The following is a 26,052-nucleotide window of genomic DNA, read 5'->3' on the forward strand; positions in this document are numbered from 1 at the left end:
TCGGGGTGTGGGACCACGACGTTGTCAGCGGTGGCGGCGGTGTCGGGATAGAGGACGCTGATCAGGGCGAGTCCGATCAGGCCGCCGACGGTTTGGGCGGTTATGAATCCGGGTGTGGAGGAGGGCGTGATCCCGGCGAAGGTGTCGGAGAAGATCCGCCCGATCGTGACCGCGGGTTGGCGAAGGAGGTGGAGGAGGTGAACCAGTAGCCGCGCCGATCCGGGCGGCGACAGCGGTCGCCGACCAGGCCGCGCGGCCGGTGCGGGCGAGCGCGAGGATCACCATGAGAAGCCCTGCGGTGGCGACGATTTCGCCGAACAAGTGTCCGCTGGTGACGCGGTGATGGGTGGAGATCTGCAGCGCCTTCTGATCGAACATGACGTTGGCCGCGATCGCCCCGCCGATCTGAGCCGCGATGTAGGTGCCGCCGAGTTCGGCGGCGGTCAATCCGGTGCGGCGTCGGCGTCCGGCCAGCCAGTCGGCGGCGGCGACGGGGTTGAAGTGCGCGCCGGAGACCGGTCCGAAAGCCCATCCAGCGGTGGCGACGGGTTGGCCGACTGTTCCCGCCTTCCTCGTCGCCCCGTGCGGGCACCCGGCGGACGGGGCCGCGCGTGACCGGCAGGTTCCCCGGGGAATACTGTTGGTCGAAGCCGTTTTCTCGCTGTGATTCTAGCGATGCCTCGGCCTGGATTCGTCAATCATCAGGTCACCCGGGGACGGCGGTCGATCAGTATTCGAGTTCCGCCCACGGAATGTGAATCGGGAATGGGTGATCGATGTCGATGCCCATCGATTCTCCTGGGAACCATTCGGCGGCAACGATGTAATTGGCTCGGCGGAGTGGGCGGACTCCTTCTGGGAGTTCGCCGGTCGCGACCTCCAAGCCGTAAGCTCTGATGCTTGCGATCCCGCGCGGATCACGAGCAAGCCGTACCTCCCAGTACCAGGGGATGCCGCTGTTCGCGTACCGCGCTTTCTTCGCCTCGATGTCGGTCTGAGTGTTCGACGGCGATAAGACCTCGCCCACCAATACGACATCTGCGGCGTGGATGTCCTGGTAGTCCGAGTCGAGGCAATGGAAGATCAGGAAATCGGGCGTAACGAAGTCGGATTTCTCCGTGGGCTGAAGGAACACATTTGTTTCCATACCGACTTGCCAGCATTCATCGGAATCGGGATCTCCGGACGCCGCCCGGCCGGCGCAGCGACGCAATGTGGTCCACAGCAGTCCCGTGTACTGCTGGTGTTCGAACGGTCCGCGCCGAACCCAGACCACGCGCCCTTCCCATAGCTCGATCTGTCCGGCAAGTTCCTCAGGAAGCCGCTCCAGTTCCTCCCACGTCATGTATTCCGGCAGCTCAGGGCGGTCGATCTGCGGCGTGGGCATAACGCAATGTTAGCGTTCGCGCCACGTGTGAGATGGGGTACTGGCGACTGTCCGGTGCCCAGAGCCGCGCCGGCGGCGAAGGATTGCAGTCCCGGATCGTCCAGGGCGTGGCTGCCACCCCGATGACCGACCGGTGGCGGTGGACAACCCAACTCGGTCACCCATCGGGTGCTGGCGGGGTTACGACCGGTCGCGTCCACACCGCACGCCACCAGCACGACAGTAGGATCAGTGCGCATCGTGGGGCGAGGACCCGGACAAGCTCCGGGATCGTGAGCTGGAGCCGTTCCAGCGCACCATGGCGATGCCGGTCGCACAGACCCAGAGGCAGAACAGGGTCATGGGGATCAGCGTGAGGAACCCTCCGGCTTCCAGTGGGCCTGATGTGATCATGGCTGTCGCGGCGGCGGCCAGGTTCGGCCCAGCTAGAATCAGGGCGGCGCTACCGAGCGGGCGGGGGAACGTGGTAGAGCGACGGATCCCTATCCCTGCTCCGAATAGGATGATCCCGAGCGGGGCGTAGGTGTAGATGTAGACGACGAGTGCGGTGTCGACCATCGCCCGGGCGACAACGGCTTGGCCGGGTTCGTTTTTGGGCAAGAAGGTGGCGATCGACCAGGTGGCATAGGAGGTTACCGAGACCGCAACTGCGGCGGTGGTACCCCAGCCGACCAAGCGGGCAGGGACGCCGGAAGCATCGGGAGGTTGTTTGAGGAGTTCGACGAGCCCAGCGGCGAACCAGATGTAGAGCACGATGGCAACGCCGGCACCAGTCTGGATCTGTATCGCGGTGAGGTTGTGTGAAATCCACTCGGCTACTTCGGTGGAACTGGCACCGAGCCCTGGGGTGAAATCGGGGAACCGTCCTGAGACAAAGAACAGGACAGGGATCGGTATCACCGAAATGATTCCGGCCCAGCCTGCTAGCCTGACATCGCGTGTGGCAGCCATGGCCGAACCCTCCGCTAGTAGTGCGTGATTCCGATGTTCATATGCGCGGTCTTGCGTGGTGATGTTGACTGTCGGGCGGAGTAATCGGCAGAAACAGATCGCTGCGTTCGCCGGGTATCGCGGCCGGCGGTCGATGCTTGGCTGGCCCGGTATACCGGCGAAGGGATCGATATCGCCAGCAATGGACACGATTGGGTTCCTGCGATTCGATGGTGGATGCGCGGTGACGCGAGTGACTGGGCGGAGAAAGCCGATACGGTTCGCGGTCATTTCGGCTCCCTCAGACTGTGTCTTACGTCGATCGGGAATGTGCTGATTCCCGCCCATGCGACGGCTTTCACCGCGCGGTCGCCTGCCATGACGGCTCCTTGATTCAGTCGGGTTTCGATGCTGACCGCCGAACGGTCTTGTGTCTCTGGACGTCTTCGTCCGGGACTTCTTCGTCGCTCAGCATTCCCATGCGGTTGAGGATCCAGTCGGTCAGGCCCGCGGGGGTTGGGCGGACCCAGATGGCGCCGGATTCGATGGTGATGGCGAGGGCGTGTTGGAGGCGGTTTTGGAGTTGGACCGCGGCGAGGGAGTCGAGGCCGAGGAGCACCATCGATGTGCTCGGGGTGATGTGGCGGTTGCTACCACCGAGGATGTCTCGGACGGATTCGATGATGTGTGCGTTGAGGATTGCGCGGCGGCGTGGTTCGGTGTCGGCGGCGAGCAGTTCATCGAGCAACGCTGATTCGGGCGAGGTGTTGTCGCGTGCGGCGAGCAGGTCGCTGAACAACGTCGACTGGGCGACCGCGGGGTAGGAGGCGAGCCAACGTTCCAGATCGATCGGCGAGTAGCCGATATGGGTGTAGCCGTTGGCCAGGATCCGTTCCAGCGCGTCGATGCCGTCGGTGGGTGAGATCATCGCGAAGCCGCGCTCAGCCATATGCTGGCCGCTGCCGACCTCGCTCCAGGCGCCCCAGCAGATGCTGGTGGCCGGGAGATCTTGTGCGGCGCGCCACTGGACGAGGTCGTCGAGGAAGGAGTTGGCGGCGGCGTGCGCTGCTTGCCCGGGTGAGCCGAGTAGCGACGCGACCGAGGAGTAGACGACCCAGAAATCGAGGTCATGATCCAGTGTCGCTGCATGCATTGCCCAAGCGCCTTCGGCCTTGCCGCGCCACACCCGCTCGAGCATCGCGGTGTCGACTTTGGCCAGGGTCGCGTCCTCGACGAGACCTGCGGCGTGGATGATCCCGCGCAACAGGGCGCCGTCCTTGGTCGCCGCGCGAACGGCAGCGGCCGCGACCGCCGGATCGGCGATGTCGCCGTTGACGACAGTGACCGCGGCGCCGACCGCCCGCAGCTCGGCGAGGCGCGCCAAGGTTTCCGGCCCGGGTGCGGATCGTCCGCATAGGATGACCCGTCCAGCACCGTTGCGGGCGAGCCACGAGGCGGAAAGCAGACCCAGTCCGCCCAGCCCCCCGGTCACCACATAGGCGGCGCCCGGCCGGACTGTGGTGGCGCAACGCCGGGTCTGCTCGTATTCGGGAGCACCGGCACGGAGACGAGAGGTGAACCTCTTACTATCCCGCCATGCGATCTCGGTCGCGCATCTGTCGGCGGCGATCAGATCGGCGGCCACCAGATCGGTCGGTGTGCCCGGATCGACCTCGACCATGCTCGGCAGCAACTGCGGGCACTCGTACGCGGCGACGCGCGCGATACCACGGATTCCGGCGCACGACGGCGACCGACGGTTGGTACGTACAGCGAGCCACAGCCGCGGCGGCGAGGCAAGTGCGGCAAGGGTTTTGATCGTCACCCGGACACGGTCCACGCGCTTGCGGGCTGACTTCGCGGGATGTTCGTCACCTTCCTCGGTCATGGCCAGTACTACGGCGGTTTGCCCGGCGACGGCGGCCGTCAGCGCGGATTCGTCGAAATCGTCTGGGACGGTGCGGGATCGGCACGAGGCCCCGCGGTCGCGAAGCGCAGCGGCCAGATGCGCCGGCCAGTCGCCGCCCTCGCCGAGCACGACCCAATGTCCGTGGCGATCGACGGAAGGGGCGCTCGCTACCGGAGTGACCACCCACCTGGGGTGGATGAGGCGGGCCGCGAACCGCTCTTCGGGTGGGGTCACATTGGACAGTCGCAGACCTACTACCTCGGCGACGACCGTACCGTCGGTGGCAGCGAGCGTTCCGGACGCGGTGCATCGCAGGTCGTCGGCGTGGTGCAGGATCACCTGCGCGATACGGGCATGAGAGGTCGGGCCGTAGACGCGGATCGCCTGGAATCCGGCGACGACTACGGGTCCGGGACTGGTTGTGTGGTGGTGCACCCACACCGAAACCGCGAGTTGCACCAGTTCGTCGGCAAGCGCTGGGTGCAGCGCCATGGTCCACGCGGATACCCGCGCCGAGGAATCGAGCCGGACCGCTCCGAGCGCCCGGTCCGAATTCGGGTCGAGTTGAATGCGTTCCACGCCCGTGAACGCCGGGCCGTGGTCGACGTTGTGCCGGTCGCGGAACCGCCGGTAAAGCTCGCTCGGCGCAATATCCTGCCAGTCGAGGGTGGTGGGTCTGCGCAGTTCGAGATCATCGGACTCGGTGGCGGGCATCGTGCCCAGGATGGCGGTAGCGTGCACGAGTGGCTTGATGGCGGTGCGCGAAACGATTTCGGCACGGGCACTGTGTGCCTCGACGATGACACGAGTGGTGATCACTGGTTCGGGGTCGAGTACCAAAGGGCTGGTCAACGACAGATTGGTGACGCTGACCCGCTCGGTGCCGAAGACCCGTTGTGCGGCCGCCACCATCATCTCGGCGAATCCAGTGCCGGGCAGAACGGGGACTCCGGCCACTCGGTGATCGGTCAGCCAGGGAACGCGGTGCGGGCTGATCGGTGTCTGCCACAGGTGCCGGTCCGGCTGTTCCGGATCACAGATGTAGCCCCCGAGCAGCGGGTGTTGATCGGCGCCGACCAGGCCCGGCGCGACCAGGCGATACGGCGGATTGTCGCCGCCATGGCGGACACGATGCCAGGCGGTGCCGGGTGCCTCGACGAGGTTCCCGGCACCATAGTGCGCGGCCCAGTCGATGTCGGCGCCCGCGCAGAACGCGGTGGCCAGTGAAGTCAGCATCGCCTCGTGATCGTCGGTATCGCGGCGTAGGCTACCGACCGCGACGGTGTCATCGATCTCCCTACGTTTGGCGATCGCGGTGATCGCGCTCATCGACACGGGATGGGGTGCGCATTCGACGAACAAGCGGTGACCATCACGCAGCGCGGCCGCGACCGCGCCGGAGAACTTCACCATCTCGCGCTGATTGCGCACCCAGTAACGTTCGTCCAGCATGCCCGGGTCGCGAGGCGTCGCGGTGACCGTCGAATAGAACACCGCCTCCGGTTGCCTAGGACTCAGTCCGGTCAGGGCGTCGTGCAACCGGTCGAGGATGGGATTCATCTGCGCGGAGTGCGAGGCGACGTCCACGTTCACCATCCGGGCAACGATGTCGCGACGCAACCAGTCCGCGACCAGCGCAGCGACCTGGGCCGCGTCGCCGGAGATCACCGTGGATTCCGGCGCGGTCAGGACCGCGATCGACACGGCGTCGGCGCCGGCGGCCTCGATATCGGCGCCCACGGTCTCGGCGGGCAGCATGACCGATGCCATCACGCCGCCCGCCGTCTCCGCCAACAGGGTTGCCCTGCGGCAGATCACCGCGACGCCATCGGTAAGCGACAGCGCACCCGCGACCACGGCCGCGGCCACTTCCCCCAGCGACTGACCGACGACCGCGGTGGGCCGCACCCCCCAAGAACGCCACATCGCCGCCAGCGCGACCTGGATCGCGAACAGCGTCGGCTGGATCCGGTCGACGCCCACCAGATCCGTTGGCTTGCAGATCATCTCACGCACCGAGAACCCCGACTCCGCCGATATCAGCGGCTCGACCTCATTGATCGCCGCGGTGAAACCCGGGTCGTCGTCGAGCATGCCCTGGCACATTCCCACCCATTGGGAGCCCTGACCGGTGAACACGAACACCGGACCGGCATGCTGCTCGGGCAGCACCAGGGATCCCGCAACGAAGCCATCGCCGACTTCTCTTTCGGCGAATGCGCGCAATCGGGTGACCAGTTCGGCATGCGTCGCAGCCACGACACCGAGCCGATGCGGTCCATGTGAACGGCGCACGTCGAGAGTGTGCGCGAGGTCGTCCAATTCGATGGTGGCAGTCGACTTCTCCGACCAGTCCGCCAATCGCCGCGCGGATAACGTCAAGCCTTGCGGCGAGGCCGACGACAACACGAACAATCGCGGGCGTGCCGCCCTACGGCCTACCGCACGGCGTGGCGGCGAACCGATCCTCGCGGTCTGCGGAGCCTGCTCGATCACGATGTGGGCGTTGGTGCCGGTCACGCCGTAGGAGCACACCGCGGCCAGGCGCGGCTCACCATCGACCGGCCACGGCGTCAACTCCGTCGGTACGAACAACCGTGAGGTGTTCTCGTCGAGGGGTATGGCTGGATTCCACGATCGGAAATTCAGATTCGCCGGGATCATGCCGTAGCGCAGGCACTGGATAGCCTTGAGAACCCCGGCGATACCCGAAACCGGTTCGGAATGCCCGATATTGGTCTTGATCGAACCCACCGCGCAGCGGCCTCTGCCCCGGCCGTATACCGCGTTGATCGAGGTGTACTCCACCGGGTCGCCCACCGCGGTTCCCGGGCCGTGTGCCTCGACCAAACCGACGTCACCGGGATCGATGCCCGACCGCGCGATGGCCTCGCGGTACAAGGCCTGTTGCACCTCGGTGGACGGTGCGGTCAATCGCGTAGATTGGCCGTCGTTGTTCACCGCGGCGCCGCGCGCCACCGCCAGCACGCGGTCGCCATCTCGGCGCGCGTCAGCCAACCGCTTCAACACGAGCATGCCCGCGCCCTCGCCGCGCACGTATCCGTCCGCGCGGGAATCGAACGCGTAGCAATGCCCGCGCTGGGACAACAACAGAGACGCCTCATAATGCTGTGTTTCCGGGGAAACCATCAGCAGCACCGCACCCGCCAGCGCCACATCGCAGTCGTGCATGATCAGCGCGGTACAGGCGGTGTTCACCGCCACCAAACCCGACGAGCACATGGTGTTCAACGCCATGACCGGGCCACGCAGATCCATGCCGAAAGCCAAGCGGCCCACCATGGTTCCGGTGAAGTTGCCGAACATGTAGGCGCTGTCGGCCGCATCCTCGGGCGGGCGGGCCTCCCGAAACAAATTGTCCGGAGCATAAGCACCGACATACACACCGGTACGCGACCCCCGTAACCGATCGATCGGCAACCCGGCGTGCTCGACAGCCTCCCACGCCACCTCCATCAGCACCCGGAACTGCGGATCGATCCACCGCTGCTCGCTCGGCGCCACCGACAGCGCCTCCGGATCCCACGCCCATACATCCCCTTCCAGAAAGCAGCCGCGGCCGTATCGTTCGGCTTCGTCGGGGTTCTGCAGGGCCATCAACCGAGCGGCGTCCCACCGATCCGGCGGCACCGGACCCACGGGTTGGCGCCTCTCGACGAGCAAGGTCCACAAGTCGGCCGGCGAGCCCACACCCCCGGGGTACCGACAGCCGGCCCCCACGATCGCGAGCGGGGTCTCAGTCCACGTGGTCATCGCCGGGAACCTCCTGGGTCCGGGAAAAGGGGCGACCCGCTGACACACGTCAGTACGGACCACGGGAATGAGCTCAGCCACGACGATGACTGACAGGGCGAGGGCAACGATCCACGACCGAACTCGGCGGATTCAATGTGACGACTCGCGGCCATCACGGCACCTCGAAGGCGAAAACTGGACTGATTCAATGGATTACACTGCGGATCCCACGCCCACACGTCACCGTCGAGAAAGCATCCTCGGCCCGTCCGCACCGCTTCCTCCGAATCGTGCACCGCTGCCAGACCCGCCGCATCCCACCGATCCGCCGGCACCGCCGCGGCCGTCGAACGACTCCGGACCATCAGCGTCCGCAACTCCGGCGGTGTGCTCACCCCACCGGGAAACCGGCACCCGACTCCGACAACAGCAATCGGCACTTCGGCCGTGGCCGACATGACAAATCAGCCCCTCTCACTCCGCGACAGCGGTCAGATAGGAGAACATGTAGACCGGCAGCAACTGCCCGTCGATGACTTCGATACGGTCGGCCTGCTCGAAATGGGCACAGTGACTGTGATGATCGACCGTCAGACGATCAGACAAAACCGTATCCGCTACCCAGTACGGCCCGTTCAACGCGACAGGCCCGCCGGTGAAAAACACCCACGTCACCGCCAACGCCTCCCATCAGGATGCAGAACCCGACCAGCATGTTGGACTGCTTTGCAGTGTCTACCTTCCTGCGGCGACAACTCAACGCCCACTCCACGCCGTACACGATCGAACACCGGGCTCAACAGCGCACGACCGGCCAATAGCAAGCCACTAGCTACAATGGAGTGAATTGCCTGTTTGGTGTGGTGCTCACCTTCTTTCATGGCAAGAATGGGCGCATCATGCCTGCGAAGTACGACGAAGCGACCAAGGCCAAGGCGATCGGGCGTCGTCGATCACCGTGACGACTACGACAGCGAGTGGGCCGCGATCAAGGCGGCGTCCGCCCGGCTGGGAATGACCGCATGTGGAGACTGTGTCCGGTCGAGTGACCGTGTGGTGGGGCGGAGGTCTCGTAGGCCACTGACGCATCCGTGGCCGCGTGCCGGTCGAAAACAAGCTCCTCGACCCGGCCGCAGGGTCACCGGCCGCCCGACCGGCGGTCGGGCGCCAGATACTCGGTCAACGCCTCCACCGCCATGGCGGAGACCGTCCCGCCCGACACCCGGGCCCGCTCACGAACCCGATCCTCCAGTGCCGCAGTAACTTTGACCGTGAACACCACCATCGGCTCCCGCACCACGAGCTCGCCGCCGACAGCTGCGCGTGCCAGATAGCGGCGAGCCTGCCGCAGCGAACATCCGAACCGTCCCACCAGCACCCGTGTCGCGTCCTCCACCGGCACACCAGCATCGGCCAGCTCCACCGCCGCATTGACGTGCTGAGCGAATTCGGCAGTGCTGCAGCGATTTCCGGCCATGAACAACTGTAATACCAGACATGTCAGAGCATCCCAGAAATGCGGCGAAGACGCCCCAACCGGCGGTAACTCAGCGTGACATCGAAACAGTACGCCCCAACTGCGTTGGGGCGTACTGTCGCCACTGCTGGCGAACATCGCGTTGTCGATACTCGATAAACACAGCCCGGTCTCCGGGCGGGCCCGAACACCGGCGCGTTGGAACCGCGACGGCGGTCGCCCGCAGGCGGGCGCCGCAGCCGCACCCCCGAGCGCGGGCCGCGCATCTTGGTCATCCCCGCGAACCACAACTGGTGGCAGGTGACCCGAGCGAGATCAGCCTCGGTCACGACCGGAGGATCCGCGGACAGCGAGGCGGTTTGCAGCCAGCACAGGCGGTAATGACTGTTCTTCAGGGGTACGACCGAAGCGCACCCAGCACAGGCAGCGCTGGAATGGTGTCGCCGGAAGTCGTAGCAGGCGCGGCAATAGCCGCCATACAACACGCCCCAGGCCAGGCATTCGGGGCAGCTCGCCGCCGGCTTGTCCGGTGCCTGCCGGATAGCCCGTGTCTGCTCCGTCCTCACGCCGGTCCCGCTCGTTACTCAGGTGGAAGTGACCGGCCGTCACGGCGTTTGGGCGTTACCACCGCTGCGCTGGTGCCGGTCGAGGCCTTCGGCTCGGCGTCGGTGACCGGCCAGTTGACCTTGTCAGGCTCGGGAATGAGGACCTCCTCGACGCCGCAGCCCAGCACGGCGCAGATGATGTCCAGGCCCTCGAGCTTGACGCTGGCCGGGCTGCCCGACCACAGCCCGGACATCTTCCCGGCGCTGATCACCAGGCCGTGCTCGGCGAGTTGGCGCTGCAGCTCGCTGGCTTTCCAGATACCCCGGTTGGCGGCGGCCAACCTCGAGTTGCACCTCATATGCTCAGTCCCTTCAACAACGGCGAGCCCATCGAACCGGTGGGCCTGCTCAGGAGGGCAACAGAACTGCAATCTGGTGGCACAACCTCAGCAACCGATTTCTGAGGTAAATCTTTGCCCGGCAGGCCGGGTTGACATGTACCCGATACCAAGTCCACCTCCCGGTTCGATCGCGGCGCTGGTGGAAACGGTCGCCGACATCGTCGGTGCTGCGCGCCGTCGACTCGACAACGCTACCGCCCTTCGTTGGACACTCTCTCTGGCCGGGCGATGCGCCGAAGTGCATGCGCCGACAGCCTCCTCGATATCGGCCGAGCCGACGACTGCTGGAAACTCTGCGGTATTCGCCTGGCAACTCAGACCAGGACCGGTGACCGGATCTCAATGATCGTGTCAAGCGGCGGCAGTGGGGATTGCAGATGCGTCCAGTTGCCAGGTGTGGTTGTCGCGCAGGAGCGCCCAGACGACGTCGACGCGGCGGCGCGACAGGGCGATCAGTGCTTTGGTGTGGCGTTGTCGCTCGGATCGCTTGCGCTGGTAGAAGGTTCGCGATGGGCCGTCGATCTTCAGGCTGGCGAACGCGGCCATGTAGAACACATGCCGCAGCCTGCGGTGATACGCAGTGGCCGGTGCAGAATGCTGCTGCGTTTGTCGGAGTCGTCGGGCACCGGTGCCAGCCCGGCGTAGGTGGCCAGGCGTGCAGCAGTGCCGAACGCGGCCAGGTCACCGGCGGTGATCGCAAGGAATTCCGCGCCGGGAATCGGCCCGATCCCGGGCATGCTTGGATCTTCGCCTGCGGGTGGGCGCGGAAGCGGGTGTTGATCTGCTTGTCGAGGTCCTTGATCTGCCCACACGACACGGGCAGTCGGCAGTCTGCCCTGCGGGCCGGGCGAGCCGTGTACGGCGAATGGGACCTTGCCGAACCATTCGACCGTGCCCAGGTCAGGGTCTGGGTTACTGTCTCCGCCATCTTGCCGAGAGCTTGCCAAGACGGGCACGCACGGGATGGACGGAGCGGTACTGCCTGGACGGTATACCGCCCCTGACCTTGACGGGATGGACGGGACATCACCCGCTGGAAAAGTTTTAGCGACACTGGCAGTGTGGGGCCACGGGTTCGAGTCCCCTTAGCTCCACCAAGTTTGTCATTGGACGAACACCCGTTTCTGAGGCCCTGACCGGCGGTTTTCCTCCGGTTGGGGCCTTGTTCGTGTGTGGGGTGTGGGGGTCGGTGGGTGGTTGGGGGATGCGGAATACAGGGATGACGGTGTCTGGGCTGGTGATCTTGATTTCGGCGATGAGGGTTTCGATCAGGGTTTTGCGGGCGTGGTCGGTACCGGTGGTGATCAGCTCGGTGATGTGGTCGGCTATCTCGGTGAGGGTGGCGGGGTCAGGGCCGGTGGGTGCGGCGTCGAGGGTGGCGGTCAGTTCGTCGCGGCTGTGGACGAGTTGGCGGTGGGTCGCGCGTAGGCCGTTGAGGCGGTCGCCGATGAGTTGTTCGTCCATGGTGCCGTTTTCGAACGCGGTGAGGTAGCGGTCGATCTTGGTGTTGATGTCGCTGATCTTGGTGTTGATGGCGGCGAGTTCGGCGTGGTGAGCGTCGCGCCCGGCGTGGTGCAGGCGTTGGGCCTCGGTGACGGTATCGGCGATGAGCGCGTGGTGGTCGCAATAGAAGCTGGCCAGGGCCTCGAGGACGGCGGTTTCGACGCTGTCGGCGTTGAGTCGGTAGCCGCCGCATTTTGTGGTGTCGTAGCGGTTGCGGGTGTGGCAGGTGTAGTAGCGGTACACCTTGGATTTGCCGTGGGCGCGGGTGCCGACCATAGCGGTGCCGCAGGTGGGGCAGCGCATGCGCCCGGTGAGGGTGTAGTCGGAGTCGTTGGCGCGGCGGTGGGCGTGGTCCTCGCCGCGTTCGGTGAGTATCCGTTCGGCCTCGGCGAACAGGTCGGTGTCGATGAGTGGTGGGTGGCAGTCGGCGACGGTGATGTCGCGGAAGGACAGTTCCCCGAGGTAGACGCGGTTGGACAGGGTCCGCAGGACTTGGTGCCCTGACCAGGTACCGCCGTTGGTGGTGCGGTGCCCGCGTTCGTTGAGGACACGCGCGATTGCTTTGGAGCCCAACCTGTCTCGGGTGTAGAGGCGGTAGATCAGTCCCACGATCGGGGATTCCTCGGGGTGGGGTGTGAGGCTCTGGCCGGTGGCATCGGGCAGGTAACCGAAGGGGCGGCGTCCGCCTTTCCAGAGTCCTTTGGCGGCTTTGCGTTCCATGCCTGCGATGACGCGGTCGATGATGGTGTCGCGTTCGAATTGGGCGAACATGCCGAGCATTTGGACCAGCATGCGGCCCATGGGGGTTGAGGTGTCGAACGGTTCGGTCGCCGACCGGAACACCACGCCGCACTCGTCGAGCAGGCCGACCATGTCGCGCAGGTTGCGGGAGAACCGGTCGACGCGGTAGACGAGTAGGACATCGATCAAACCCGCCTCGGCGGCGCGCATGGCGCGTTGCAGGTCCTCGCGTTCGGTGGATGCGCCGGAGGCGTCGTCGGCGAACCGCATGACGATGTGCCAGCCAGGTTGGGAATCTACATACGAACTCAAACGGGCGTCCTGGGCCTCGATCGAATGTGGCTGGTGTTCATCATCGGTGGACCGGCGCACGTAGATCCCGACTCTGACCGTGTCGAGAGTATCGAGGCGGTCGGGCTGAATGCGCGTGGTTTTGGTGCTTTTCTTTCTCGGTCGTGCCATGGCGAGAAATATTCCCCTTTATTCCGTGAATTCCCTGTGGTCTATTTTCCCATATATTCCGGAATGGGAACAGGCGCGAAGGGTGGGTTATGCGGCTTTCTCGCTGGATTGTTCCGGATTGTCGGGGCCGTATTTCCATTCGTTGACAAGCATGGCGAGCGCGGTGACGGCACGCCGGTATTGCTCGGGTGTCATGGGTGTGGTTTCGATCCGTTCCACGGTGATCTCGCCATGTCGGCGGCGGGGGCGGCGCAAGGGGGTCACGGTAGCGGGGCGCTCTGGTGTGGCGGGCTCGCTGGGGTTCGGGTGGTCGTCCTGGGCGCGGTGGGGGTTGTCGGTCACGGGGGCGCTCCTGACAGCGAGAGGCGAAAGGGTCTACTTACTACTCCCGCCGAAAACGCCGTTTCGGGACAACCCGATGTGAAAATTTTTCGAGTTCATTTCGTGAGGGGCCTCGGCAGGGCTCGCCCGCGCGTGCGATGTCCGCCCACGCAGCGGGGGATTTCGCGAGTCCCTGCGGATACCGGCCCGGCACGGCGCTGGCTCGGCGCGAGCACGATTCGCCCGCGCGATCACCGGGCGCGAGTTCGCTCGCACACCGCGACACCGCCGATCAAACCGGGGGCAAAGACAAACACGAACAAGCGCAGAAAGCGGAGATGAGGAGGGGCTCCACAGGAACGATCGGGCACCAGTCCGGGCGGCACCGACACCGCGACACCCCCGTGTACGGCGCGACGGCGGATGTCTATATATGAGTGATGATATATAGACAATCCTGGATGACACCCGGCCGGATATGTGCCATCTGACCAGCGGGTTCGCGGGTTCGGGGTGGGGCGATTTGAGTACCGCACCGAAAACCACCACGGAATACCACCACGGAACACCCCCTGGAATGGATGCATCAAGATCACCGCACAAAATCTGTTCTGCCACCGGAGCGCATCGTTATCCAGACCAAGGTGATCTCTCCATCCAGCCTGATGGGATAATTGCCGATATGCGGCGGTATCGCCGTTTTCCAGTATACAAATGCAATCGTCCGACACTGTTGGTATCAGAGCTTCATTCCGAGCCATGTTGCGAAACTCGAAACGCTATTTTTCTGGTGTCGCCGAGTTGCTGCGATTCACGTACTCTCGGGGAGAGTGTTCGAGCCGGACTGGATCGTGCCTAATACGGCTGCCGCAGTGAAACTCGCGATCGACATCATGAAGGCTCAAGAACGGCCGTGAAGCCACGGCGGTCGCCGTATTGGCGTCTGCCGCAGCGGCGGCACAATGTCCTGCAGTCGTGGCAGTATCTCCGTATCATCCTCACTGACCCAGGATTCTTGGACTGCGTTTGTCTTCATCGGTTGCGTGTCATTTTCCCCATGACGGTAATGATCCTCGTCGTCACGGTCACAGCTGACGAACTCACCACCACGCCCGCCCGCCGGATGGACTGACTTCCAGCGCTTGCCGATTCGGAAACCCGCTGCTGCTGTGAAGAGCAGCGAACTTGGCCAGAGGATCACCACCAGCGATGAAGTCAACAGCGTGACCTCGATCGCAGGTGCGTGGTTTCGGTACAAATGCTCGTGACGTTACGTCTTCGACCGTGAGTACAGGGAATCCGTTCGGTCACAGCGAATTTCACTCCCACAACCGCGAGCACGGCAATGTCGGAAGGTCTTCGGTCACGTTGTCATCGACCGTGACAACGACCTCCGGCGATCCATGGGCCAGCTCATCGGCGACATTCTGGGCCTGTTCGGGCGACCCCTGATAGTCCAACCTCAGCGCACCGGATTCGATCCGGATGTGTCGCGGCCTACGCATGTCCACCACTCCCGTTCCGTTTACGGCCGAATTGCCTGGTAACGAGGGTGAATCCGCATCCGGGACCGATCCATATCGTGACCCGTTGGTCGGTATACGTTCGGTGTATATCGCACCGACGACGGGAGATCTAGGCTCGGTGCGTTCAGGGGCTCAATGCGTCAAACAACCAGTTCAACCACTACGAGAGGAGACAACCAAACGATGACTGACACAACGACCGCACTCGCCCGAGAAGCAAAGCCGCAGCGGCACAAGGTGACTGGTGACGTTCACCTGCTGCTGTGCCGAGGGACTGAAGTGCTGTTCGGCCAGCGTCAGAACACTGGCTTCGAGGATGGAGCCTGGCACCTGCCGAGCGGTCATCTCGAAGCCGATGAATCGGTGGTCGACGCTCTGATCCGCGAAGCCAGGGAAGAAATCGGCGTGGCCATCGAGCCGGAGGATGTGCACTTCAGTCACATCATGCACAACTCGTCCTCAGGTGGGCGGATAGCGTTGTTCTTCACCGTGGACACGTGGCAGGGGGAGCCGACCAACCTGGAGCCTGAAAAGTGCAGTGCGCTCGAATGGTTCGCGGCAGGCGCACTGCCCGATCGCATGATCCCGTACTGCCGCACAGCGATGGAGCGCATCGCGGCTTGCGACTCTTTCTCGGTCTACGGCTGGTAGATCACTGTGCCTGCGTCTGGCCCGGTGGTGTGCGTCAGCTACCTGGCGCAGGCGGAGTTATGGACCGGGCCCGTATTCCCCCTCGCCAACCACGGAGCGGAAATCCGCACCATCGAATGGTCGGTAGCGGCTGACGGGCCAATGACAGCGGCGGTGCTCGCATCTCCGGGAGCGCCGACCCTGCTGATTGCCAACGACATTGGCGACGATGAGCACGGCCGAGGGGTTGCCCGGTGGCTGGAACAACGCGAGGTCCAGCGTGCCTTCGCGATCAGGCCGGATGTCGTCACACCACGAATTGTCGTGAGCGGCGACGACCAGCACACCCGTACCTGGTTCGCCCATTTGCCGGGCGTTGTCGCCAGTTTGGAGCGTGCCGAGCTGTCGCCGCTGGCGGACGCGGCATTCGTTTACCTGGATTGCTACGAGCTGATCGAATCAGCTGCACTTCGCGTGATCGAGGTCGCCCGTGCCGCCGAGGTGCCCTTGTTGCTCAATCTCGGTGGCTCGGTACTTTCTCCTGAGGTGGCAGCTGCTGTACGCGGGTACTCCGGCCTGCTGGTGCAAACGAATGTCGATGAGACTGCCCACGCCGATGCGACAGCTCTGGCCCGATCCATCTTGGAACAGACTCGCGCAGCCTGGGTGATCGTGACCGCCGGTGCCCATGGTGCCGTCGGGCTCAGTCGGTCGGAACTGGTCTCGGTGCCAGCGTTTCCGGTGGAGGTTCGACATACGCACTGCGCGGGTGCTGCCTTCACGGGGGGCCTGCTTTATGGCCTCTGGGCTGGCTGGTCCATCGGGCAAAGTATTTTGCTCGGATCGGCCAGTGGGGCACTTCGGTGTGCACGACACCAAGGTGCCCCACTGCCGACCTTGGCCGAACTGCGGGCACTAATCGCCAGTCGTCAACAGTTCGCCGCCAGCTAGAACAACCCCCACTCACCCATCCAGCCAGTTACTTCCGCGAATCGCGTACGGCTCATCTGTTTCTTCTTGGCCTCCGCTTCGGACTCATCCTTGGCCCCGTACTGCCACCACGCCTCGTTCGTCTGCCGATCCATAACCAAGAACCGATCCTTGACGGCTGGCCCGCGTATCACGAGCGACACCGTGAACGGCTCCGCGGCGACTGCATGCACCATCGAGTGGTGCAGCGCGTAGCTGGTGCCCACCGGCTCCTCCCGAACGTGCAGCACTGGCAGCTTGTTCGGCTCCACCTGTTCGTCCAGCTCGGCGTTGCCGAACAAGTAGTGCCGGTAGTGCCCGCGCAGAATCTTGCTGGCATAGGACCAGCGGTGATTGTGCGGGCGGTCGAAGTAGCCCGGCAGGAATACATGCAGCCGTACCCGTACTCCCGGATCGTCCTCGCTGGCCAGCACGATTTTGTCCAGGATGTCGTAGTGCTCGCACAGGTCGAGCAGCTCGGGCCGGTTGGGTAGCTCCTCCAGCCGTGCACGCACAATTCGCGGTTCGGCTGCAAGTTCGTTCAATGCCTCACGACAGTTCAGCTCGACATCGTCGATGTCGCCCCAGTCGATCCAGCGCAGGTTTTCGGCGATCCGATCCATATCGTCCATTGGGCTCACTCCGCGGGCTTGGCGCTGGATTTCCACAGGCGGCAGACGGGCACAATGTCCTCGTAGGCCGTGCACGAGGACTGGCCCATCACCACCTCTTCGGCCGGGCACCCGCCCATGCAGGCACCGGCTTTGCACCTGCCGCATGAGCTTTCGGCGAGCACACTGGTGAACAGCTCGAACTCGTTGGCACTGTGGTTGAGCTGCACTTGCCCGTCGACCATCTGGGCGAAGTGCAACTCGGTGTCGAACAGGTAGGAGCAGACGTAGCAGCGGCCGTCCGGGAAGATAGAAATCCGGTCCAGTGTTCGGCCGATGCAACCCTGATAGCCCTCGGCGGCGTAGCGATCCATCTGATCGCGCCGGGCATACGTCGGCTGATACCACACCCTTGTCTTGTACTGGGGCGCAACATCATTGAGCGTGTCGCAGAAACTCACCCATTCCGGCGGTGTCATGGCCATCTCCGGATTGCCGTGCCCGGTGCCGATGGTCGAGAAGACGTGAAACTTCACCAGGCTCACACCCAGGACATCTGCAATGTCGAGGAGTTGCAACACATCTCGTTCGTTGGCCTTGTTGACCGTGCAGATGATGCGAGTGTCGAAGCCGCGTTCGGCCAGCTCCCGCGTGGTTTCCATGGCTTCATCGAACGTGCCAGCACCACGCACGGCATCGTGGGGCTCGCGGCTGCCACCGTCGAGACTCACTTGTACGTAGGCGAAGTCCTCCGGCCCGAGCTGCCGGAAGCGCCGAAGTGCCGGTTTCTGAGCGTTCGTCGTGGTGATGACGTGCTCGTAGCCGAGCTGTTTGCTCAGTCGGATCACCTCGCAGTAGTGGGGGTGCAGCGTCGGCTCCCCACCGAGGATGGTCAATTTGCTCCCGCCCAGCCGACGCCACGTGGTGAGCGTGTCCACGATCTTGGGCAGCGGCATCTTCAGCGCCCGGTCTAGCCGTTCGCCCATGTAGCAGTGCTCGCAGCGAAGTTGGCATGCCTCGGTGATGTAGAGGTACACGTTGCGGAAGCGGCCGTAGGCCACGCGGTCGATTCGGTCCGGCTGAGGAACGGTGGCACCGCGCGGCATGCGGGCGTGGCCGTACCCATCACCGCTCGGTTTGAGGCTGGGCATGGGCAATGGAACAGTATTCATCGTGTGGAACTCCGTGAAATAAGGAGCGGGGCAAGCAGATTCGCCGCCCCGTCGATGGTGTTGGTGGTGTCGAGCTGAGTGACGGCAATACCGGAGTCGGTGAAGCCCACTCGGATACCGGCAGCCGTCTGGTGGTAGCGCTGCATCCTGGCCTTGAACAGCCGGGGTGAGTCGCCGCGCCGTGGATGCAACAAGCCACCGCAGTGGGCGCACTGCCAGGGGTCATTCCGGCTGGGTATGGCTGGAAGTCGGGGATCGCGGATGGGATCACGCTCGCACTGGTGGCACACCTTTCGGTTCTTCGCCCGCTGCTCGAGCGTCTTGGCGTCGGTTACGACTTCGATCGCCTCGATATGACCGGGTGGTGTCAACGTCCAAAGGGTGGTGAGCAGTTGGTCGACCTGGCTCGCTGAACCGGGGAAGTTGTCCAGCAGCACGGTATGCACGTCCGGATCGGCGTGAGCGGCATCGAAGTACGAGCGCAGCGCTTCCCCAACGGTGAACTCGTCGATCCAGCCCAGCCGTTCGCTACTGGTCGCGGTGGCGGCCAGTACGTCTGTCGGCACGTGCTCGCGCAGTCGGAAGATCCGCCGCCCTGGTGCCGATCCGAGGCGCAGTGTGAGAGTGGTTTTGCCTGCGGCCGGTGGACCGAAGATGGGTACAACAAGGGACAGGGCCACGGCCTACTCCTTTCGTTTGAGGGCCTGAATGTGTCCGGTCCCCAAGCGTCGGATTTCGGCCAAAAACCCACCACGACCACGGCGAATACGCGATATACATGGAACGCATACTGATAACGGAAACCAGTGGTAGCGTCTCCGACCAGGGCAAACGGGGGATAAAGGCAACCCTCGCGGACGATCCGGAGCGGTTCACATGACCGAAACGCCGCAGTACCAGCGCTATTGCGCGCGCTGCGGCAACCGCTTGAGCCGCTACAACGCCGAATCTGTGTGTGGCGCTTGTGAAGTCATGGCACGCGGGCAGCGGCACCGCCCGCCCACGCTTCCGCCGGACTTTTGGCAGACCGACCAAATGCGCGATGCGCTCGCCACCTGGCACATGGGCCGGGTCTTCTTCGCTTACCGCAACCACCCGTATCACGGACAACAGCTGCCGCAGGAACTTATGGGCAGTTGGCTCGGTATGACACAGGTGCAGATCAGTCGAATCGAAAAGGGTTCAGCGCCAGGGCAACTGTCCAAACTGACGCGGTGGGCGCAGATACTCCGAATTCCGCCCGAGTTGCTGTGGTTCAAGCTGCCCGACGACGTGGGCACGGCAGCCGTATCCATCGAACCTACAAGCACGACAGGTAATAACGCGCTGGCGCTTTCACGCTGGTTGGCTGGCGATGGCACCGGCACCCCACCGATCAGTCACAGTGACGATCTGGAGCGGGTGAGCTTGGCGCTGGAGGACGCTCGCCGGTACTTCGACGGCTCGGTTCTGGAGTTCTTCCGTGCTCAACTTGCGCGTTGCAAAGCCGATGACGGTTCCCTCGGTCCAGCCGAAGCATTGCCGCTCACGCTCGCCGTGCTCGGCGCAATCCGACGGCACAGCAAGGATGTTCAGTCGGACGTGCGTCGGCAACTGCTGGCGGTTGGATCGGACGGCGCGGAATTCGCAGGCTGGCTGTATCGCGACCTCCATGACCCGGTAACGGCGACCTTCCTGTACGACCGCGCGATGGAGTGGGCGCAGGCCGCGGGCAGCCTGCCCATGCAGGGATACGTCCTGCTCAAGAAATCCCAGATGGCCTATGACTCGCGCGACGCGGGGACGCTGCTCGGATTGGCGCAAGCCGCCAAAGAGGGGCCGTGGCAGCTTCCGATCCGGGTGCAGGCGGAAGTTGTGCAGCAGGAAGCATTGGGACTCGCCATGATTGGCGAGCCAGCAGCCACCGTCGAACAAAGCCTGGGTCAGGCTCAGCACCTCCTCACCGAGGCCAACGGTGCCGACGACCAAGGGTTGGTGAGCTACTTCAACGAGAGCACGCTTCTGGTTCGCTCAGCCTGCTGCTACACCGAGGCGGGCAAGCCGCAGCGGGCCACTGAACTGTTCGGCCAGGTGCTCGCCGACGGGCGACTGTCCCGGCGCGATGCTGGCTTCTTCAGTGCTCGACAGGCAAAAGCACTCGCACTCAGCGGCGAACCAGACGAGGCCGCCACAGTGGCAACCAAATCCGTCGCGGTAGCGCGCGAGACCCGTTCGGAGCGCACGATGAATGTCGTTGTGGACGTCGTGCGGACGCTCGACCCTTGGAACCACCGGCCGAATGTGCGGCAGCTCCGCGAAGCCTTGATGCCGTCGCGCTAAGCCGTGAGCCAGCCCGCCACGATGCGGATCACTTCGGCCTGGAACTCCTGGCTTTTCGGGTTGAGGTACTGCGGATCGTCATGGACGGCGAATCCATGCTGTGATCCCTCGATTTCGACCAGCTCAACGGGTGCGGTGAATTGGGCGACAGCAACGCGGGAACCGTCGATCGGGACCAAGGTGTCTGCGTTGCCATGGACGATCAGAGTCGATGCCTTGATCTCGCCGAGTACTTCATTCGGCTTCAGCCAGAACACCTCATTGAGCAGCGGCCGACCATGCCGCAGTGTCGGCGTGAACTGGATCGCTCCGGTTTCATTGAGTTCTTCGGCCTTCTCGTCGTTGATGACATCGTTCGTCCAGTAGTCGCGAGTGTCGATGGTGCGCTTCTTGTAGTCGAACTGCGGATTCAGCAGCACCAGCCGAGACAGATCCTCTGGGCGTTTGGCAGCGTAATAGCCACAAATGCCACCCCCGAAGCTGGCACCGAGCAGCGACAGGTCACTCGCGCCCGTGGCGTCCTGCACAGCGGCGAGGCTGACGCGGATGTCGTTGAGGATGGCGGAGAGGGTCAAATCCTCTTGGCGGCCCTCGCTGTCGCCGTGGCCGCGAAGGTCAAACCGCAGCGACGCGATACCAGCATCGGCCAGGCCGGTCGCGAGGCGGGTGAAGAAGCCGCCCTCCTCGCGGGTGACGCCACCACCATGCACCAGCACGACGGCGCGCGTCGTGGGTTGATCGGGAGTGACGAGGGTGGCTGCCAGGTGCAGGCCGTCGAGGGTGCGGATGCGGGTGATGGTGCTCGTCGGAACCACGGAGCCAGTCAACCAGACCAGGCACACCGCTGCCAGATGATAATCACATGCAAGAACCGCCTCCTCGGCCGCACTGCGCGGCTACATTAGTGCGGTACAAGCGCACTGCACATACAACGCCCGGTCACGCCGGGCCGAGACCGCGATGCTCATCACTGGGCACCTCCCGCGCACTGCGCGTCGGGCAGATGGCAAGAGGCACAGGCGAATACCTGCGAACCGGTGACCGACCTGCCGACCGGGACATGTGGAACGCGGACGTGGAGATAGTCGGCTCCGCACACCACGCAGGCCAGTCCATCGGCCTGCAGCGGGATCAACCCGGTGATGATCTGTTCGGCGTTCATCATCACCGATCACCGCCCGACGCTGCCCGGCGGGTGCCGACAGGCTTGATCCGGATCTCCGGCCCTTCCACCGTCAGAGAGTTCGGGTTGTGGAGCGTTAGGCCCATCGAACAGTGAATCCGCAGGTCATCGACCTGAGGCTTCACTGTGGTGTGTTATTGCGCGAACACCTTGCGGTGGTTCAGCCATCGACGAGCGTCGTTGTGTCCGAGCGAGCTGCGTGCCGAGCTCGACAGTCACCGCGCCGCGCTCAGCTGATCGTTGGAAGCCTCGGTTCAGAACTTGCCGGTGTGGTGTTCGATCCGGTGCCCGAGTTGGGTGGCGAATTCGGTGATGAAGTCCTCGGTGAGGGGCGGCCAACCCCAGAAGTCGAAGGCGAGGGTACCCAGGGCGAAGTCGTCTGCCCATTGCCAGGTGGTGATGGGGCTCGGTGTGGTGCAGGAGGGGCAGATTGCTGAGCCGGCGCCTGTTTGTTTCCAGGCGTCGATCGCGTCCGAGAACGGCTGCCATACGGCGGGATCGGCTTGCCATTGTTGCGGGTAGTCGATGATCGTGGTGGTGGCCTGGCAGCGTGGGCATATTGCGGAGGCCGGTTCGATGCCGCCCTGGCCGGGATAGTGGTCGTGGCGGCCGACGATGACGGCGACGGGGCCGGGGATCCAGTCGGCGCCCCATTCATGGGTGATCTGCGGCCAGTCGGGGCCTGGGACATAGCCTTCGTCGACCTGGAGGCTGTACATCGCCTCGCGCGAAGTCTCGCGAAGCAGCCATCGTCGCGACACCATCCAATCCACCATGTGCTCGGCCAGCGTGCTCGCGTCGGCCGAGGTCACATCGAGGTCGACGATTCGTTCGAAATAGTCACCCACACCCGCATCCTGCCACCAAGGACCGACGCCCGGTCATCTCTTGCGAGGTCGGTGCCGAGATCGATGCGATCGACAGCACGATGATCGAACTCCCGCGGGTTCGTCGGCGGGAGTGGGGGCGGTGAGACCGAAGGCGGTCGGCGACATGGCGCCTTCGTCGACGGTGGCGGAAGCCGAAGGTGGCGCGTAGCGGGCGTTGAACTCGGCGGCCGCCTGGAAGAATCAGACAACCTTGCCGTCCTTGGCCCAGCCAGGCATGCCCTACAAGGTCTCCCCGCACGGCACCCGGTGGGAGGCAAGCCAATTAGAGCCACACCAATCACGAAGGTGGGCAGCCGCATGAGGGAGCACCCCACCGGGCACCTGGACCAAATCCTGGCCGGGATCGGGTCCTGACACCAGTCCCCAACTAGCCGCGTACCGAGCGAACGATCCGAGCTGACGCTTGGGTGTCTGCGCGGGTGGTCTCCGATGTGCCAGCGGAGCGCCGATCGCCGACAACTTGGTGGAATCGGTAGGTCAAGGCATGGTCTTCACCCGTCGAACGCCTACCGGCACGATCCGAAGCGCTGGCCCTTCGACCGTCAGAGTGTTCGGGTTGTGGAGCGTTAGGCCCAGAAATCGACACGAATAGGGCCGTTGATCAGGGATTTTGCTGCCTTTCGGGCATGAGACCATCTTCGCCCGGATGTTGCATATCACCTGGTCAGCGCTTTTTCGTGTTCTAGTTAGCTCCCCAAGGTGTATTTCGTTTCGGCTCGGTATTGACTGAGTCGGAAGGCACTCTCTCATTACCGCGACCGTGAGCCGTGCTGGTCACAAGTGGGGTCTCACTTGGTCGTCATGGATTTATGTCAAGCCCGAGCCCGCCCGTGTGTGTCACGGGTGCGGACGCCACACTGGCGCAGACGGTTCAACACGGTGGTCGGATCGATGGCAAAGTGTTTCCCGACTCGTGCAAGGGACCAACCGAGACGGTAGAGGCGGATCGCCTCTACGGTCTGATCGGGGGACAGGCCACGTCGGCGCATCGGCACGTCGTACCGATGCAGGATCGCGCTGACGGTACGACGGTCGACACCGAACAGGCTGCCCAGCTCGTAGGTCGTTGCGCCCGCGACGTACTCGTGTATCAGCATCTGGATCTGGTCCTGATCGAGTTGCCATGCCCGCCGCGCGGCACCTGCGGTTACGGGGTGATCTTCGACGGCCCCGTCGAGGCGCTGGGTCGCGCCGACATGAAGGACTACGAGCACTGGGTGTGGGAACACGACGGTGCAGAGACGGGACCAGAGGCGAAACGCGACGGACGAGTGCTGCTGTCGATCCGGGGCAACGGACCGAGCCCGGTCTTGCTGACCGGTTTGGCTATCGAGATCGTGGACCGAAAACCCGGACCGTTGGTGGGTACGGTTGTCGGTGGTGGGTGCGGCGGTGAGACGATGGGTCCGCTGGCCGAGGTCGACCTCGACTCCAACCCGCCCAAGATCATCCGCACCAACGCCGATCCTGACGGTCTGTTGTCCGGGGAGGAGGGTGTCTGGAGCAAGGACGGCTACAACGCCAAGCCGCTGGCGTTCCCATACAAAGTGTCCGACACCGACCCTGAGCTCCTGCTCATCATTGCTGAGGCACACACTCCCGACACCGTGTCGTATCGGTTGAAGCTGTCGTGGTCGGACGGGAGCAACTCCGGGACAGAGATAATCGATAACCATGGCAAGCCTTTCCGGCTCGCCGCCACCGGGACAGGATCGCCTGTGTACAGACCCGAGCTCTGGCCCGAGGAAACAGCTGGAATTCCGACCAAGGTCAGATGAACCGACCGCATATCGCGCACGCTCGCAAAACATTCCGTTCGGGATGGAAAGGAGCCGATTACCCGAGCCCATCCAGCGGGCCGTTCGAGTGGCGGCGGGTTCGGCGGATGCCGAAGACCCGATCCGCGTGACTTGCGGATCTCGGTTCTCCAGTTGCCGGATGGACCTCAACGATCCTCAATGCTGCTGTTATGTACTGCATTACACGAGCTGTAGCGAAGCGTGCCGTTCCGAGCTGCTTCCCGCGCAAAAGCGATGCAACACAAACTTGTGGGATGCGTGTTGGGCCATTCGACCTCACCAAAGGTATGGCCAGTTATGAGATTTCAGCACTCTCGTGTCGACACCGACGCACAATAGTGAGGTCAGTGCCAGTGGCGATCATGATCGGGGGACCAGGATGGGCGACGCGTACGAGGAATTGAAACGCATACGCGCGGAACAAGACCGCGCTGACCGGGCCACCGCGGCTGCTGCCGATTCGGCCACCCGCAACGAAGCGGTCGAACAAGCCGCCCGCAATCAGCGCGCTCAGCAGCGAGATCTGCAACTGATCGACTTCCTACGTCGCGAACAGATACCCATGCGACCGACATACCGAAAAAGGAAACAGAGTCCCCTCAAATACTCGTGGTCCAACAAGCGGTCCTGGCATGTCGTGACGTACTCGTCCCCAAGCGACGACGTCTGGGTCCTCGCGAAACACGAAGCCTACGAGGAACTCACGACCTGGACACTGCTGAGCGCCAACGGCGAAAAGTTCGAGGGCACACCGACGTGGTCACCGGATTCCAGCGACATCGCCGGGACACGCATCAAGGGCCTCACGCGCGGCCCAGGCTGGCACATCTCCCGCCCCTATCGCCAAACGACGTTCACAGACGACTCCGGTCTCCTCAGCGTCGACGGCTTCGCACGGTACTGCCTGGCAATCATCAACATGAACCTGAAGTCCGACGAGTTGTGGAGCTGAGGCAACTTGCATCGATCTCCGTTTGCTCCCTCACGCTGGACAGAATCCCACCTCGAACATGCGTGACCACGACGGCATGTCGCACGGCCTCGAAGAACCGACCGAACCGCATCCCGCCAGCCGGGAATCTCGACAACCCAACCGCCCCAAAGCCGACCTTGAGATCATCTCCGTCGATGGGCATCAAGACGAAGCACTCACCCGGCAACAGGCCGACATCCTCCTCAAGATCGCACGATGGCAAACCGACCATCAAGACGGCGACAGCGCCCTCCTATAGCTGGTATTCAGCTTGAATCACCAACCGGCCACCCGAAAACCGCAGGTCATTCCCGTTCCCATGTTCGGAGTGCCCTGCCGAGGGCACGTCGTGGAAGGCGATATCCCTTTCTTCGGCATGTGATTCAGCGGATGCCGGGCGTGCGCGGGTCCGCACCGAGGCAGGCTTGAATGACGCAGCCCGGCGCGGTATCCGCGAACGGCGGTGCCAACGGGTAGTTCAGGCAGCTGAAGACATCGCAGCCCGGATATGCGGCGGGCCCGACGCCGAAGACCGCGAGCAGCAGATT

The 26,052-nt window shown here is 63.9% G+C and carries 24 protein-coding genes and 1 pseudogene; 6 read left to right on the forward strand and 19 right to left on the reverse strand.

Annotation, left to right across the window (positions count from 1 at the left end):
* Window positions 1-24: 24 nt before the first annotated feature.
* The 13 genes and pseudogenes from AB0L58_RS39905 to AB0L58_RS39965 form a co-directional block, all read right to left on the reverse strand.
* On the reverse strand, window positions 25-636 hold the full coding sequence (locus AB0L58_RS39905) for an aquaporin (RefSeq protein WP_364395988.1): 612 nt from the start codon (window positions 634-636) through the stop codon (window positions 25-27).
* Window positions 637-727: 91 nt separating this feature from the next.
* Window positions 728-1,387 (reverse strand): Uma2 family endonuclease, encoded by a 660-nt coding sequence (locus AB0L58_RS39910; protein WP_364395932.1) that lies wholly within the window; start codon window positions 1,385-1,387, stop codon window positions 728-730.
* A 228-nt stretch (window positions 1,388-1,615) separates the two neighbouring features.
* Window positions 1,616-2,608: a hypothetical protein gene (locus AB0L58_RS39915; protein WP_364395934.1), complete on the reverse strand. Its 993-nt coding sequence runs from the start codon at window positions 2,606-2,608 to the stop codon at window positions 1,616-1,618.
* Between the two features lie 103 nt (window positions 2,609-2,711).
* Window positions 2,712-7,886, reverse strand: a complete 5,175-nt coding sequence (locus AB0L58_RS39920; protein ID WP_364395936.1) for an SDR family NAD(P)-dependent oxidoreductase — start codon at window positions 7,884-7,886, stop codon at window positions 2,712-2,714.
* A 110-nt stretch (window positions 7,887-7,996) separates the two neighbouring features.
* Window positions 7,997-8,440: a beta-ketoacyl synthase N-terminal-like domain-containing protein gene (locus AB0L58_RS39925; protein WP_364395938.1), complete on the reverse strand. Its 444-nt coding sequence runs from the start codon at window positions 8,438-8,440 to the stop codon at window positions 7,997-7,999.
* Between the two features lie 16 nt (window positions 8,441-8,456).
* On the reverse strand, window positions 8,457-8,648 hold the full coding sequence (locus tag AB0L58_RS39930; protein WP_364395940.1) for a DUF5988 family protein: 192 nt from the start codon (window positions 8,646-8,648) through the stop codon (window positions 8,457-8,459).
* A gap of 472 nt (window positions 8,649-9,120) precedes the next feature.
* Entirely contained in the window at window positions 9,121-9,459 is a 339-nt protein-coding gene (locus AB0L58_RS39935) for a hypothetical protein (RefSeq protein WP_364395942.1), read from the reverse strand.
* A gap of 580 nt (window positions 9,460-10,039) precedes the next feature.
* Window positions 10,040-10,363, reverse strand: a complete 324-nt coding sequence (locus AB0L58_RS39940) for a helix-turn-helix transcriptional regulator (RefSeq protein ID WP_364395944.1) — start codon at window positions 10,361-10,363, stop codon at window positions 10,040-10,042.
* 393 nt (window positions 10,364-10,756) lie between these two features.
* Window positions 10,757-11,210 (reverse strand): annotated as a pseudogene (locus AB0L58_RS39945) (transposase); the annotation flags it as partial.
* A gap of 239 nt (window positions 11,211-11,449) precedes the next feature.
* A complete protein-coding gene (locus AB0L58_RS39950) occupies window positions 11,450-13,111 on the reverse strand; it encodes a recombinase family protein (RefSeq protein ID WP_364395946.1) in 1,662 nt (553 codons plus the stop codon).
* An 87-nt stretch (window positions 13,112-13,198) separates the two neighbouring features.
* Window positions 13,199-13,453 carry a hypothetical protein gene (locus AB0L58_RS39955; protein ID WP_364395949.1) on the reverse strand — a complete coding sequence of 85 codons (255 nt, stop codon included), beginning with the start codon at window positions 13,451-13,453 and terminating at the stop codon, window positions 13,199-13,201.
* Window positions 13,454-14,333: 880 nt separating this feature from the next.
* A complete protein-coding gene (locus AB0L58_RS39960; protein ID WP_364395951.1) occupies window positions 14,334-14,651 on the reverse strand; it encodes a hypothetical protein in 318 nt (105 codons plus the stop codon).
* 100 nt (window positions 14,652-14,751) lie between these two features.
* The gene (locus AB0L58_RS39965) at window positions 14,752-14,937 is read right to left on the reverse strand and encodes a hypothetical protein (RefSeq protein ID WP_364395953.1); all 186 of its coding nucleotides are present in this window, start codon (window positions 14,935-14,937) and stop codon (window positions 14,752-14,754) included.
* A gap of 204 nt (window positions 14,938-15,141) precedes the next feature.
* Here AB0L58_RS39965 and AB0L58_RS39970 point away from each other — a divergent pair, with 204 nt between their 5' ends.
* Both AB0L58_RS39970 and AB0L58_RS39975 read left to right on the forward strand, forming a co-directional pair.
* The gene (locus AB0L58_RS39970) at window positions 15,142-15,609 is read left to right on the forward strand and encodes an NUDIX domain-containing protein (RefSeq protein WP_364395955.1); all 468 of its coding nucleotides are present in this window, start codon (window positions 15,142-15,144) and stop codon (window positions 15,607-15,609) included.
* Between the two features lie 24 nt (window positions 15,610-15,633).
* A complete protein-coding gene (locus tag AB0L58_RS39975) occupies window positions 15,634-16,539 on the forward strand; it encodes a carbohydrate kinase family protein (RefSeq protein WP_364395958.1) in 906 nt (301 codons plus the stop codon).
* On the opposite strand, the gene AB0L58_RS39980 is transcribed toward AB0L58_RS39975, so the two are convergent.
* From AB0L58_RS39980 to AB0L58_RS39990, 3 genes are read right to left on the reverse strand one after another with little or no spacing between them, the layout of a single operon-like run.
* Entirely contained in the window at window positions 16,536-17,189 is a 654-nt protein-coding gene (locus AB0L58_RS39980; RefSeq protein WP_364395960.1) for a hypothetical protein, read from the reverse strand. The genes AB0L58_RS39975 and AB0L58_RS39980 overlap by 4 nt on opposite strands.
* 5 nt (window positions 17,190-17,194) lie before the next feature.
* Complete coding sequence (locus tag AB0L58_RS39985; protein ID WP_364395962.1) at window positions 17,195-18,340, reverse strand: radical SAM protein; 1,146 nt, start codon at window positions 18,338-18,340, stop codon at window positions 17,195-17,197.
* Complete coding sequence (locus AB0L58_RS39990; RefSeq protein WP_364395964.1) at window positions 18,337-19,020, reverse strand: hypothetical protein; 684 nt, start codon at window positions 19,018-19,020, stop codon at window positions 18,337-18,339. Before AB0L58_RS39990 ends, AB0L58_RS39985 begins: the two co-directional genes overlap by 4 nt.
* Before the next feature lie 196 nt (window positions 19,021-19,216).
* Between AB0L58_RS39990 and AB0L58_RS39995 the strand changes: the two genes are divergently transcribed.
* The gene (locus AB0L58_RS39995) at window positions 19,217-20,659 is read left to right on the forward strand and encodes a helix-turn-helix transcriptional regulator (RefSeq protein WP_364395966.1); all 1,443 of its coding nucleotides are present in this window, start codon (window positions 19,217-19,219) and stop codon (window positions 20,657-20,659) included.
* Here AB0L58_RS39995 and AB0L58_RS40000 read toward each other — a convergent pair.
* The 3 genes from AB0L58_RS40000 to AB0L58_RS40010 all read right to left on the reverse strand — a co-directional run bounded on the left by AB0L58_RS40000 (window position 20,656) and on the right by AB0L58_RS40010 (window position 22,654).
* Window positions 20,656-21,474, reverse strand: a complete 819-nt coding sequence (locus tag AB0L58_RS40000; RefSeq protein WP_364395968.1) for an alpha/beta fold hydrolase — start codon at window positions 21,472-21,474, stop codon at window positions 20,656-20,658. The two genes, AB0L58_RS39995 and AB0L58_RS40000, sit on opposite strands and share 4 nt — an antisense overlap.
* A gap of 152 nt (window positions 21,475-21,626) precedes the next feature.
* A complete protein-coding gene (locus AB0L58_RS40005) occupies window positions 21,627-21,824 on the reverse strand; it encodes a hypothetical protein (RefSeq protein ID WP_364395971.1) in 198 nt (65 codons plus the stop codon).
* 272 nt (window positions 21,825-22,096) lie between these two features.
* Window positions 22,097-22,654 carry a hypothetical protein gene (locus tag AB0L58_RS40010; RefSeq protein WP_364395973.1) on the reverse strand — a complete coding sequence of 186 codons (558 nt, stop codon included), beginning with the start codon at window positions 22,652-22,654 and terminating at the stop codon, window positions 22,097-22,099.
* A gap of 1,082 nt (window positions 22,655-23,736) precedes the next feature.
* On the opposite strand from AB0L58_RS40010, the gene AB0L58_RS40015 reads away from it, so the two are divergent.
* The 3 genes from AB0L58_RS40015 (at window position 23,737) to AB0L58_RS40025 (ending at window position 25,763) form a co-directional block, all read left to right on the forward strand.
* Window positions 23,737-24,510: a hypothetical protein gene (locus AB0L58_RS40015; protein ID WP_364395975.1), complete on the forward strand. Its 774-nt coding sequence runs from the start codon at window positions 23,737-23,739 to the stop codon at window positions 24,508-24,510.
* Between the two features lie 400 nt (window positions 24,511-24,910).
* Window positions 24,911-25,483 (forward strand): hypothetical protein, encoded by a 573-nt coding sequence (locus tag AB0L58_RS40020; RefSeq protein ID WP_364395977.1) that lies wholly within the window; start codon window positions 24,911-24,913, stop codon window positions 25,481-25,483.
* A gap of 58 nt (window positions 25,484-25,541) precedes the next feature.
* Window positions 25,542-25,763 carry a hypothetical protein gene (locus AB0L58_RS40025; RefSeq protein ID WP_364395979.1) on the forward strand — a complete coding sequence of 74 codons (222 nt, stop codon included), beginning with the start codon at window positions 25,542-25,544 and terminating at the stop codon, window positions 25,761-25,763.
* The last annotated feature ends 289 nt before the right edge of the window (window positions 25,764-26,052 follow it).

The organism is Nocardia sp. NPDC052112, assembly GCF_040680135.1.
GTDB lineage: Bacteria > Actinomycetota > Actinomycetes > Mycobacteriales > Mycobacteriaceae > Nocardia.